This is a genomic window from Ruminococcus sp. XPD3002 (genome assembly GCA_900119535.1).
In the GTDB taxonomy this organism is placed as follows: domain Bacteria; phylum Bacillota; class Clostridia; order Oscillospirales; family Ruminococcaceae; genus Ruminococcus; species Ruminococcus flavefaciens_H.
In genome coordinates, this window is record FPJT01000021.1 from 23221 (window position 1) to 37281 (window position 14061).

Genomic DNA, 14061 nt, shown 5'->3' on the forward strand with positions numbered 1-14061 from the left:
ATTAAGCCGCCTTTAGTAATATTCTTGATAATGCCGTAATTTCCTCGCCGAACAGCTGAGGCTTTCCGAATACACGGATGCCCTGTCGCCAAAGGTCGGCGTCTATGTCGTTGAGTTCCGCCGCAGTGATAGCACCGTCATTGACGATGAATTCAGCTATCTGCCGCATAACATCTGTCTGATCTTCGGAAAGGTCACGCTGAGTCTGACCGCAGTACAGGTTGAAACGCTGTACAAAGCCATTCATAAGGCTGGTCAGCTTGGGATTCTTCTTGTATGCGTACCGTACAAGCTGTATCAGGTTCGTGAGAGCCTTTGCATTAGCCCTCACATCGAGCTCATCAACACTTGACGGATCAAGCGTCCTGTAATACTTCCACAGCTGCGGAGCACTGAAATGACTGCTCTCAGACAGGAGCCTGTCACGCAGGTCTGCAAGCATGGAGTGTGTTATCAGCGTATCTTCCGAGTTGTATATGATACGGAGAGCCTCGATGCTGTCCTTGTTGTCGTTTATGTACTTCTCGAAGTTCTCGGTATAGGTCTTGGCAGTCTCCTTGGAGAAGCCTGCACTAATAAGAGTATCGGGATCTTCGTCGGTAGTCAGTATGTAACCCTGACGCAGCTCAAGGAGCTTCTTCCTTGCAGGGATATTGCTGATCAGCCTGTCTATAAGCACCATACGGATATGGTTGTCATCGGAAGGACTGTTGAACGGCGGAAGCTGTCCGCTGTCAAATGCCTCCTGTATTGATACAGCAAGATCTTTAGGCGAATAGCCGAAGTTGTCGATGAAGTATTGCAGGTGATGCCCGAAGAAGATGTTATTCTCATAACGCCGATTTATCATGGCGCAGATGTTGCGAAGCGTGAGCAGGTTCTCATCACTCAGCTCATTATGAGACAGCCTTTCGAGAAGCTGTTCCAGTGTGATTTTTCTGATAGCAGGACCGGGTCCGGGGCCCGGCCCCGGAATATCCTTATCATGTTCAGTAACGCCGATAGCATCGACTATGTAGTAGCATTCCTTGGTATCTGCATTGGGAGTGACCTCACGCAGCTTGTCATCAGTGATAACTCGACAGCCACGTCCCTTCATCTGCGTATACAGCACCTCGGACATAACGTCCTTCATGAACAGGACTACTTCAAGAGGCTTTACGTCTGTTCCGGTAGCTACAAGAGTTACGGTAACAGCTATACGGAAATCCTTCTCGTTCCTGAGATCACGGATAAGAGCATTGGAATCCTCAGAGGAGTAAGTTATCTTCTGAACGAAATGCTCAGGGACTTCATTATTGGGGAATTCTCCCTTGAATACGTCCTTTACAGCCTCTACAATCTCGGAAGCGTGGTTATCGTTCTTAGCGAAGATAAGTGTCTTGGGCACGTATTCCCAGGACTTCTCTCGCTCAGGATAGAGGTCGGTGTAGATAGCATTTTTGAATGTTTCAAGGACTTGCCTGATCTGCTGACGGTTAACGATAGACCTGTCCAGCAGATTGTTTTCATATTCCTTATTATTATCAACTTTATATGTTGTGTCAGCGCCTGTTCTTCGCGCTTTCTCAGTAATAGTTGTACCTTCATCAAGAGAACCGCCATGCTCAGTTACCTCTGTCACTATGCGGTATACACGGGCAGGTACATTAACGCCGTCAACAACCGAGTGTTCATATGTATAGTTCTCTACAATATTTTTATCAAAATATGCATATGCCTCTTCTGTTGGAGTTGCAGTAAGTCCCAGGATATTAGCACCCTTGAAATAGTCAAGGACAGCTCTCCATTTGCCATATATCGAGCGATGACATTCGTCTACTATTATCAACTGGAAATAATCCGGAGGAATGGTAAGGTCATCGCCAAGAGTAATAACAGTATCATCCTTTTTCTCAGCAGCTTCTGCAAGACGTTCGTCCTCAGCGTCCTCGTTATCATCACTTACAGCCTGTCCGGTCATGATAGCGAACAACTTCTGAATGGTAGATATAACGATATCTCCCTTTATATCGCCCTCATGTCTGAGTCTTTTGATGTCGTAAAGAGCGTTCATCTCTTTTTTGTTCTCAGTCATATTGAACTGGCTGAACTCACTCTCAGTCTGCCTTGCGAGGTTATTTCTGTCTACAAGGAACAGTATACGCTTTGTGGAGGTATAGTTGAGCAGACGATAGCTTGCGAGACAGGCAAGGTAGGTTTTGCCGGATCCGGTTGCTAATACTGCAAGATTCTTTTTCTTGCCGTTCTTTATTGACTTCTCAAAGTTCAATTCCGCATTATACTGGCAATCTCTGAGAGATTGTTTCTCCAGTTTAGGCAGTGCACCGTATTCAGAGGAGCGCTTTATAATGCGAAGCATTTCTTTGGGAGTGTGCATAGTATCGATCTCTGTATACTCGTCTTCTCCTGACAGCAGATTCTTGAACAATATCTTATCACCGTTTGACATATATACCAGCGGGATAAAGCCATTCTCCCATTGACCGTACCATGAAAGCGGAGTACGGGCATAGTTCTCAGCTTGTGACTCAACATCTTCTCCGAGGGAATTATCCGCTCTTTTAGCTTCCAGAACAGCTATAGCCTTATTATCTATGAAAAGCAGATAGTCGCTCTCCTTATTGCCCTGAGTCAGTGCTTCTCTGATAGCAGATGTAGTCTGCGGGACATACTCGCCCCTGTCAACTACATACCATCCTGCTCTATTGAGCTTATCATCAATTTTAACGCGAGCTTTTTCTTCTGGGAGCATAACTAAACCACCTTTCGTGAGATACTATATTTAGTTTATTATAGCATATTTTTGTACATTTTTCAAGAAGATTTCACAAAAATTATATTAGTTTTACGCTCCTTTGGAGGGATTTGTTCGTAATATTTATATAAGCCTATAGCAAAAATAAATAACAGACATAGTCTTATAACTAAATCAATTTAACACAGAATCTTTTTAATAATCATTGTAACTTATTGACTGATTTCTCTAATGATGATATAATAAAATCATAATATAGAAAGATTTGTATTCGATTATTAATACACGGGGGTATCGTATATGAAAAAAGCCTTTATATATATAACTTGTCTTATGCTGATAAGCTCGATGCTTACAGCTTGCGGAACTAATTCGGATACAAATAGTGGTTTAAATGATGAATCTTCAAAAGAGAATTCGATACAATTTCCCACTTCAAATGGAACAGCAACAATAGAAGCAACTACAGTCTCAACACAAGAAGTTACCTCAAAAAGCCTAATAACAACCGCTCCGGCTACAAGATCTTCTGTTACAACTATCAAGAATTCTAGCACAACCGAAAATGCAACTCAAACAACCTCAACTATTAATACAGATGTGGCTAGCAATCTGAATAACATACAAGTGAATTCAATTGCATGGTTAAATCATCTTGCACTTCTTTCACAAGAGATCAATTCCTCAAAAAATAGTAGAATGTGCTTAGAAGAAGTTTATGCAGATCTGATCAATAACACTAATCCAGAGAATGTAAACGAATTAACTGAGAGCCACCTCGTCAATATGCTTGATATAATTGAAAATTATAGAATGATAGCGGTAAAGAGAGAACGTTTGCAATACATATATGAACAGAACCAAGCTAAAGCAATTAAAGAGGCAATTCCTGACCCTGTTGCATTACTGAGTGCAACCACATCAGGAAGCAAGAAAAAAATAATAGCTGCAATTCTGTATATGGCGGTTGATTCTTTTGCAAGTTATTCATCATATAATAATGAGATAAAACAGGACTTCCTTAAAGATGGCTGGATTCTTGACGATGAAGCAGCTAGCAATCTTCATGATAGTCGTAAACGAGCTTTTACCTACATGATAGATATAGTCAGAGAAAACAATCTACCAGGCAATTTAGCATTAAATGAAAACGATATTGAAAGATTTGTAAAATGTCAGAACAATAGCAACATACACCAGCAAATACAGTTTTTGGAATCTAATAAATCTACATATGACGCATTCGGCGACTATTGGTTATTATTAGCGCAATGCTACTATAACAATGAACAATATCAGGAATGCCTAAACAGTGTTAATGAATACGAGAAACTGCAATCAGGTATTTTCAGAAAGGATTATAATCTTGCAAGAGTGCTCCCTATAGCAATATATGCAGCTGATGAAGTTATGTCAGAGAATTTATATATTGATATTTCAAAGGAATACCTTGATTTGATTATCAATAACACAGAAACAGATGACTGGGCTTTAAGATATTTTGCTGCTACCACTTATATGGATCTTTATTCAAGAACCAAGGATATTGATTATCTTAATTCGGCATATGATCTTACACTGAATAATGTAAACGCCCTCACTGAAAAACAGAGTTTGATCAATAGTGAATATATTGCTGAAGTAAAAAAAGTGCCAGTGCCTGATGATGCTACAAAATCAGAAAAGAAAAAAATAAAGAAATATAATAAATCACTTAAAGAAAAAAGAAAGAAAGAACTCCCTGAAATCTACGAACCGCTTGCTATAAACTGTGATCTCCTGTTTTCAATAGCAGGTCAACTTAATATTCCAAAAACGGAAAAAGATAAGATTGATGGAATATTGGATGGTAACGGTACACCAGTATTTATAGTTAAGCCGGTCAGCGATCAGTTTTCTTTCAGAGAATCAAAATTATTTGCAGCTGCAGATTTTGATAAAAAAACATTGACTCTGCCCGTTTCATATGTTTCTGCTGGTGCTAAGATAAAAGTCACTGTATCCAGTGGTGATAAGAGTACGGTCTATGATGACTGGAAAATTGACGAAGTAATTAGGCCTAAAAAGGCAAAGGATGATTTAGATCAATTTAAGGTAATATTTAAAAGTAAAAAAGCTAAACGCTGCAAATGGAATGAAGATAGTATAGTTAAAGTTGAAATAATCAATGGCGAGTACTCAAACAGTCAACCGTTTGTTATCAACTTTAAAGTCGTTGATTTCAAAAAAAGGAAAATTGGTTGGGATACTGTAAAATTTGAGCAGGTGATATGACATGAAATTTCGTAAAATGATATTTATGTTATTTATCTCTGTAATTGTTCTTTCGTTTGTTAGTAAGGATGTTTATGCATTTCCAAGCCATAAGAAACATGATGACATGCTTGAAAGTATTCTTTTTCCATTATATGAGCATGATTTAAAAAATAATGATGAATCAGTAAAAGCACTAGAAGCAATAGAATATGCTTCATATCTTACAATTGATCAACGCGGTGATAATGGAAAGGATAAACTCGAAAAACTTAAAGAGTACGGGATAAAAGGCTTACCTAAATCAACCACAGATCCTGGATATTATATTGCAGGAGTCGGAGAAAACCATAGAAAGCCTACACATCGAGGATGGGATTACGATAATTATACTAGTACACCTAAGGACTATGAAATATGGAAAAATCGTAGACCTATTCTAGAAAACACAGTAGACAAATTCTTTGACTTTAATGGCGATGATAAACAAAAAGAAAGCTTTTGTGCTATAATATACTATATTCATATACTTGGGGATAGATATGATGATTGTAATAACAATCGTAAGTATTATCCGCCTTCAGTTATAATGGAATTAGGAGGAAGAAAAAACGACGAAAAAGATATAATCCATGAACTAGAAAAGTACATCAGATTATTATTTAAAAATAGTATCAATGAATCAAATAATAACTATGATCGAATTATAAGAAAACTTGAAGAAATTAATATAGAATTGGAGCCAATTGTTACAACACAAAACGCACAAAATCTAAATGACAACACATCTGATGAATTTCAAATATACTGTAAATGTGCTGAAGAAGCTTTAAATATGTTTCAGAATGTAAACAGTTGTAAAGAAGAACAGTTTTCCATATTATTAAAAAGCGAACCATTCTTCAATAAAGTCTTCTATAAACATCAATATCCACAAAAAAGATATGTCTAATAATGATATGTGTAATTTTCTATATTTATTCTTCCATGATTATTCAAAACCGTCCAGTGGGCGGTTTTCTTTGATTCTACGCTCATAATACTAAGCAGTGATATAGTTTTGGTTATCTTGCCGAAAATATGTTCGCACATATAGTGCGTTGTGACGATTTAAGAGAAAAAACCTCCAGCCCATTGACAGAACATCTGTTCTGTGATATGATTAATTACACAAAGGAACATCCGTTCTGCTTTTGGAGGTGCAATCATGGGACAAGTGTATATGTGTATCGACCTCAAGTCGTTCTATGCTTCCGTCGAATGTGTCGCCAGAGGCTATGATCCGTTCAAGGTTCCTCTTGTGGTAGCAGATCCGACCAGAGGCGATGGTGCTATAACACTCGCAATATCTCCTGCGTTAAAGGAGATGGGTGTCAAGAACCGCTGTCGTATATTTGAGATACCCAAGCACATACAATACGAGATAGCTATGCCCCGTATGCGTAAGTATATTGAGGTATCCGCTCAGATCTATGGTATCTACCTCCAATTCATATCTCCTGACGATATCCATGTATACTCCATCGATGAGGTTTTTATCGACGCTACGCCTTATCTTAAGACATATAACTGCAAGGCTAAGGACTTCGCAAAGATGCTAATGAACGCTGTTATGGATAAAACAGGTATCTGTGCCACAGCAGGTATCGGCACTAACCTGTATCTTGCAAAGATAGCTATGGATATTGTAGCAAAGCACGTTTCTGAGCATATCGGTATTCTTACAGAAGAGCTATATCAGAAATACTTGTGGAAACATCAGCCTCTTACGGACTTCTGGAACGTTGGTCGAGGTACTGCTGCAAGACTTGCTAAATACGGAGTATATGACATGAAAGGTATAACCGAACTCCCTGAGGAGCTTCTTTACAAAGAATTCGGTATAAAAGCGGAATTTCTTATAGACCATGCCTGGGGGCGTGAGCCTTGTACAATGGAGCAGATCCACAATTATAAGGGAAAGAGTCGTTCACTCTCGAACAGTCAGATCCTTTTTGAGGACTACAACGTTGATAATGCTCGTATCGTAATGAAGGAAATGGTTGAGAATCTGGTTCTGGAGCTGGTGGAGAATAATCTCTATGCCAAGGGGATATCACTATACATCAGATATACAAAGGATTGTATCCCTGCAACAGGAGGAGCCATGAAGCTTACACAAACCACCTGCTCCATTAAAAAGATACAGGCTGCGTTTGATAAGCTATATATCGACAAAGTTAAGATAGGCTATGGTATCCGACAGTTAGGTATCTCCCTTACCGAACTTACATACGAACCAGATATGCAGCTTAGCTTCTTTGATGATCCCGAGGACGATGAAAAAGAGAAACAGATGGAGGTAGCTATGGTCGATATCCGTCATAAATTCGGAAAGAACGCCCTTCTCAAGGGCTTTAACCTGTTTGATAAAGCTACCGGAATGAAGCGTAACACAATGGTGGGAGGACATAATGGATAATGTTAAGACTCAGCGACACGCTGACAGAGCGATGCAGTTTGCTCCTTTTGCTGCTCTGAAGGGATACTATGAATGTGTAAGAATGCAGGAGCGTATAACTGAACCAAAGAAAGAACTCAGCGAAGATGAAGCCGAGACTATATCAAATATATTGAACAAGCTGCGTGTAGGTATCACTGTAAAAATCAGGTATTATGACGTCGATGCATATACTAATATAGAAGGTGTAGTGACAGAGGTCAATACTCCATATCGCCGATTGAAGGTTGTTAAGACCGTGATTCCGTTCGATGATATATACTCTATTGAGCTTCTTGCTAAAGACATTCTTTTTTAATTATTCAATGATATAACAAGCTGCCGCCCCGACATGGGGCGGCATAACTATTTACCTCTGTATTTATTGTTATACTTCAATAGTAACCACATTAAACAATGCAGCTATTTTCTAACATTGATTACTATTCACTGAGCAGATGAATTACAATTTGCTGTAATTGACTTTTTCTTCATGCTGTGATATAATTCTGGAATGAAGAAAGCATGAGGTATTCTTTTCTTAATCAAAGTTCATCAGGAGAATTGATCAAAATGAAAAAAACAAGTTTCAAAGCGAAGAATATGTGTGTAGTAATGACGTTCACAGTTGCTGTTCTGATCTTTTTTGGAGGATTATGGCAGATCGATATCTATAAAAAGCTAAAGAATAATTGTACCTGTACAACAACAGGCGTAATATATAATGAGGCTAATTATTTTGGGAAGAAAAGTCATATACAGGAACATATTGCAGTAGAGACAGATCAATATTTTAAAAAAGGATCTATATATGCAAGCAACAGAGCAGAAAAAACAGGTGACGAGGTAATTATTCACTATGATAAAAACAATCCCGAAAACTTCTATATCAACGACAGAGTCAATGAATATAAAGTTAACGCGGTCTTTTGCTTTGCGAGCAGCATATTTATGCTTATGCTGACAGTATTTTTGGCGATAGTCATACGAAAGCAGTTTAAGAATTCACAAAGAAGAAAAAAATAAACAACTCCCGAAATGGATATCGTTGAGTTTGACAGCGATGGCGTTATAACAACAAGTGTTCCTGAACTTGATCTTTAGGGTAATTATAAAAATGACAGGCAGTCCGCACGGCTACCTGTTTCTTTATATAATATTGAATGAACCGCCCGCCCTTCATGGGCGGGTTTCCTTTACTATCTTTACTTTTCGGAGCAGCTGTGCTATAATAATGGCAACTACAGTTGGAGGTGTTAGCCGTGTGTACTTGGTTCTATGCTGATCATAAAACGCTCGAAAACTACATAACCAGAGCAAAGAAGTCGCCTCTGACGAACGAGATAATGTTGACGATGTCTCGAAGCACAGCTATGACCGGAGACATCAGACCTACTGACGTTGCTGCTGTTATAGCTTCAGGCAGAAGCGGTAATATAGGTGTGTTTCCGATGGTATGGGGATTCACCAGCGAAGCTTCCTCTAAACCCATAATAAACTGTCGTACCGAGACAGCCGAACAAAAGAGCCTATGGCGAGAGTCGTGGCGTACTCGCCGTTGCGTCATACCTGCTTCTTGGTACTACGAATGGGGCGTTTCCCCTACTGCCGAAGGATACAACACTCTCCGACAGCAACGAGACATAAAAAAGACTCGCTTTACAATTCAAACAGCAGGAGCTGAGATTGTTTTTCTCGCAGGACTATATCGTTATGAAGAGCATAGTGGAAAGCAGATTCCTATGTTCTCGATCATTACCAGAGAAGCAGTGGAACCTGTCAGGAGCATCCACGACCGGATGCCTTTGATGCTAAGACAGGAAGATGTTCGTGACTGGGTACAACCTGACATGAACCCAAGCGGCATTCCTGAGAGAGCTTTGACTGATGTAATTATGGAAGAAGCATCCGTATAATTTAAGTAGAAAAATACGTTTAAGTATATCCGCGCAAGAGCGGGAACTCATATACTTGAAATTATAAAAAATGAAACTTTTCATGTCGATTACGTTTTTTGAAAAAAATGAAATTCAAAAATTCTCAAAAAGTTATCTTTTTTGAGAAAATTTCAATTTGAATTTTCATGAAAAACGTAATTGCATCGGAAAATGTTATTTTTCTTCCGAATGATAGAAAGCATATCAATGTAAGGAGGACTGGCTATGGCACAGTATGGCAACTTAAAAGATTACTTTATAGGAGAACACATTGAACTTATTAAAGGTGCAATTATTGAGCATCTTGAACATGAATTGAATAATGGTTTTTATATAAATAATCCTATTGTCAAGTCACTTGTATGTACGAATGACGATGCTCAGTTTAATGTAGAATATGAGCTTGGTATATCAACTGATATTACCATAGACAATTTTACAGACAGCCGTTCATTTATATTGACACTGACAGGAAATCTTGAAAAGAAACTAAAAGACATAAAGGTTATCGATGTGGAGGATATAAGTGAGAACGACTTTCCTTCAGATAATCTTTTGAGTCAGTTTATCCTTCCCAATATCCCTATAAGCGAAATTGAACGTATTGGCAATGAAATGTTTGCAAAATATAAGAAATCAGGAATGACAGATGGCTGTCACCTCTCTGTAGACAGACTTATAGAACAGGAGCCATTTTTCTATTCACCTCTGCCCGACAACTGCCTGGGACGAATTATTCTTACAGAAACTGATGTTGAAGTCTTCTACAGGGAAAATGATGAACAGATTAATTGCAAAAATCACAGTGCTATTCCGGGAACTATCCTTCTCAATAAGAAAAAATACTTTGATGCTTATGACGGTAGTTGGACGATTACTATTGCTCATGAATTGGTTCATTCGTGGTTTCATACAAGGTTCTTCAAAGTTTTAACATTATTAGACCAAACCCATGTTGATTTAAATTCATCGGCAGATACTGTAACGTTCAATGATAGTATGACTGATGCAAAAATAGCACTCTGTATAGCAGAATGGCAGGCAGATGCTCTTGCTATGAGGCTTGCAATCCCTCAAAGCACAGTTGATACTATGATAGAGAGGATAGCTAACGATCCTTCGACACATTATGAAAACTTAGGTGATAGGATGCAGGTGTGCGTAAATAAGTTCGCTAAGCTATATAATGTTTCTCCTTATGTTGTAAAAGAACGTCTCCGTCAGTTAGGATATGATTTCGTTGACGGTACTTGTATTGAAATAGACGGTGATATGAAAAAGCCTTTTTATTTTAAACCATATACGCTAAATGATAATGAAACATTTGTTATTTACAGAACGAATTATGAAAGGCTACTGCAGGAAGATAATGATTTTGCTGATCTTATAGAGTCAAAAACCTGTGTATTTACTGGATATGTTGTCTGTATTAATTCTCCTAAGTATATTAGTTATTCTTTTTATAATAACGAAATAAGATATGACTTATCAGATTATGCCCGTGAACATGCAGATGAATGCTGTTTGAAATTTACCTTATTAACTTCAGATGGAATAAATGAGAAAGTACCATTAGAAGTTCATGCTTACTTATGTTCCTTAATAATCAGCAAAAATAAACAACAGGTATATGAACAGAAAAAGAATCAAGGACTTGCTGAGTTCATGCATAATAAAGTAGAGAAAAGAAAACGAGATCATGAAATGTGTGATCAAATGCATAAAAATGGGATAACAACATTTTCCGCGGCATTAAACTATGTTATGAGTACATCACAAATCACGAATGAAGCCTTAGCCGAATTTATAGGCTGTGGATCTAGAACTATACAGAATTATCGCAATAAATCATGCCCTGATACTATTGAGAAGGTAATGCTGATTTGCCTTGCACTTGAAACCGGTCCCAAGGTCAGCAAATACCTGATAGAAAAATCTGTCGGTGCTATACCAGATATTGGCATGAAAAGAACTGCATACACCTTTCTTCTAGAGAATACAGATTCAACAATTGAAGAATGGAATCGATATTTACGTAATTTTGATATGCAACCGATTTGTTTTCAAAAGCCAGACTGTGAAAACAGCCAAATTGGCTGAAGGATTGTCAGTGAATCTCATAAGATTTAACAAGAAATTCTTTTTCCTGTTTTAAATTAAATATAGCTGAGAAAGCACCATGTGTTATTATAAATACATGGTGCTTTCTTCGTAATATCAAGAAAAATCAGGGGAGAAATTTGATTTCCTGGAGGAAAAAACATATTTGAGTTATAATAAACTACAGTAAGCAGTTCTTAAGAAAGTTTACAAGAAAATCTTATAAAGGAGAATGTCAAAAATGACAAACAACAAAATTAAAATTATCGGTGATGTAAAATTGGTTGAGGGATCCGACGGAGATATCCTCTCTTCGATTGAAATTGACGGTGTGAACTCCACCCTTCACACTCAGGATGTTTCTGAAGGGGTCGAATTCATTATGAAAACTCTGACGGAACACTGTTCGGACTGCATAATTAAAGAAAAAGGAAATTCAAAGCGTAAATCCTATAGACTTTCAATGGGAATCACTGACGACGGTTACTTTGAAATCATAGCAACGGCTTGTAAAAGTATGTTCAGCCTCATTGTCAGGAAAGAGGAGGATGTTGTGAAGGTTTTGGAAGCCGTGGATTTGAGATTCCCTAGACGCCAACTTAGTGAGTTTGTGGGGGAATCTGCAAGGAAAGCTTTACATACTATAACCAACAGTGATATGTGAGGTGAGAGTAATGGAAAACTCCTATAGATTCGTATGTGAATGTGGCTGTGAAATTGAATTTGCGGGACAGAAGGCAGCGGAATTGGATAAATACATCGAGAATGAGGCAAACAAACTTGCTGCTGAAAAAGCTGAGATCGTACTAAACGAAAATAAGGAGCAGTACCAGCTTGAAGTTCTGAAGCAGTTTCAAGAGGATGGAATCAAGAAAGAGGCGATGAAGCTCTCCTCCGCCTCTCCGCTCATAAGCGATACTTATAATCTCAACGGTTATGAGTTTTTCACTGATGAGTTTATTCCTGATTCGGTGGTTACAGATCCTATCTATGAGAATAACATACTGGTGAAAAATCAGTACAGCCTTGAGTATCAAGAGGTCAACAATAAAACAGGAAAACGCAGTTTTGTTTGGAAAGAAGATGTAACGCTCGTATTGATTTGTAATCCTATATCTGTAGGTAAGTGCGAGGCTATAGTGGTATATCTCAATGGTAAGGAAAAACCGTTAGTTTTTCCCAATGGTGAAATAACCTTAGAAGTATTTCGCAGACAGACAGCCTTTGCCAGAAAAGGAATCAACGTCAGTGTACAGAAGCATTTTGAAAGTTTCTTGCGTTCTCTTCGTGAGTGCCCAAACAAGAAGTTTCTGACGATCCCCAAGCACGCAGGAGGAGCTACACTTCCAAACGGCGTAACAACTTACATATCTGCTGAGTCAGTGATTCACGGTCTGGAAGACCTGTTCCCCATTGAGGTGAAAGAGCATGTAATAGTGTCCCATAATCTTCCTCTCAAGGAGATGGTAGCAATCTATCGTAAAGCTATGCCAACCTGCTTGGAAGATGCACTGGCAACTACAGTACGTGTTGAGAGTATTCTACTGCCCCTGTTCGGGGCAGAGGGACTTCATCCGGATCGTGGGTTTGTCATTTCGTACTCAAATGATTCTGTGAGAGAAACGGTTATCGCCCTCAACAAGCGAAAAAACTACTCATCAACGGTTGTGCAGGCGCTTACCGATCGTATCACCAAGGTGAGACATGAGCTTGCAGCTGCTAATGACGTTACTGTCCTCTTAACCTACTCGGGTATTTTCGAGGAAGGTCATAACCTGGATAACGCATTCAAAGAAACAATGTGGGATATAACAGGAGAGAACGGCAACGAAGATAACACCCGCAAAATCATAATACTTATAACAGATAAACCCGAAAGAATCCCAGAGGAATACCCCATATACTACATCAATAGCAATGAAGATATTATACCAAAGAACATTCCTGTTTTGCAGCGGATATCCGGTATGTTCGATTATGCATTTAAGGAGTATATATATAATAATCCTGATGCAGCACGACAGCTTGTGCACGACGGAATAAAAGCTGCTCGTCTTCTAGTCAACGATTTCAATAATGTTGTAGTTACAGATACGATGATAATGACCTTGGCGACTGCTCATATATTAAAGCAACTGGGCATTGTTACTGATTCAAACCTAAAAGGTATGATAAGCTGGTTTAGAACTGAGGCTACATCAAGATCAACGATAAGTGATATCATATACCGCGAATTCAAGTCAGCGGTCAGCAATGCCATTCTCAGAGGAGAACTGACTATCACAAAGCAGTATGGTCCGCCGTATTATAAGGATGACGGTCATACCATATTAATTGCTGAAAATGATAAATCAATAAACATTGGGGATGATGTGGTAAAAAACATCATCGTTCCGAAAATATCAACAAGGAGTGTTGTGCAAATGAATAAACATTTAAATGAAAAAGGACTGCTGAAAGGCAAACATGCCAACAAGCGCAGACTCAAAGTCGCAGTTGCTGCAGGAGTTTTTGAGGATACCGAGGTGTTCTCA

General features: G+C 38.6%; 10 protein-coding genes. 9 read left to right on the forward strand and 1 reads right to left on the reverse strand.

Translation table 11 applies throughout. The annotated features are described in order from the left end of the window. Position 1 precedes the first annotated feature (1 nt). Entirely contained in the window at positions 2–2755 is a 2754-nt protein-coding gene (locus tag BT127_RS14675; RefSeq protein ID WP_075425723.1) for a DEAD/DEAH box helicase family protein, read from the reverse strand. A gap of 303 nt (positions 2756–3058) precedes the next feature. Between BT127_RS14675 and BT127_RS14680 the strand changes: the two genes are divergently transcribed. From BT127_RS14680 to BT127_RS14720, 9 genes are all read left to right on the forward strand, one after another. Further along, entirely contained in the window at positions 3059–5032 is a 1974-nt protein-coding gene (locus tag BT127_RS14680; RefSeq protein ID WP_075425724.1) for a hypothetical protein, read from the forward strand. Between the two features lies 1 nt (position 5033). Beyond that, positions 5034–5963 (forward strand): hypothetical protein, encoded by a 930-nt coding sequence (locus BT127_RS14685; RefSeq protein ID WP_075425725.1) that lies wholly within the window; start codon positions 5034–5036, stop codon positions 5961–5963. A 255-nt stretch (positions 5964–6218) separates the two neighbouring features. Further along, a complete protein-coding gene (locus BT127_RS14690) occupies positions 6219–7472 on the forward strand; it encodes a Y-family DNA polymerase (protein ID WP_075425726.1) in 1254 nt (417 codons plus the stop codon). Continuing rightward, positions 7465–7809, forward strand: a complete 345-nt coding sequence (locus BT127_RS14695) for a YolD-like family protein (protein ID WP_075425727.1) — start codon at positions 7465–7467, stop codon at positions 7807–7809. The genes BT127_RS14690 and BT127_RS14695 overlap by 8 nt, the downstream gene beginning before the upstream one ends. Positions 7810–8063: 254 nt before the next feature. Beyond that, on the forward strand, positions 8064–8516 hold the full coding sequence (locus BT127_RS14700) for a hypothetical protein (RefSeq protein ID WP_075425728.1): 453 nt from the start codon (positions 8064–8066) through the stop codon (positions 8514–8516). A gap of 236 nt (positions 8517–8752) precedes the next feature. Then, entirely contained in the window at positions 8753–9406 is a 654-nt protein-coding gene (locus BT127_RS14705; protein WP_075425729.1) for an SOS response-associated peptidase, read from the forward strand. Between the two features lie 246 nt (positions 9407–9652). Continuing rightward, positions 9653–11527, forward strand: a complete 1875-nt coding sequence (locus BT127_RS14710) for an ImmA/IrrE family metallo-endopeptidase (protein WP_075425730.1) — start codon at positions 9653–9655, stop codon at positions 11525–11527. Positions 11528–11768: 241 nt separating this feature from the next. After that, entirely contained in the window at positions 11769–12191 is a 423-nt protein-coding gene (locus tag BT127_RS14715; protein WP_075425731.1) for a hypothetical protein, read from the forward strand. Positions 12192–12201: 10 nt separating this feature from the next. Then, positions 12202–14061 (forward strand): hypothetical protein (locus BT127_RS14720; protein ID WP_139275564.1); only part of this gene is annotated, 1860 nt, incomplete at its 3' end.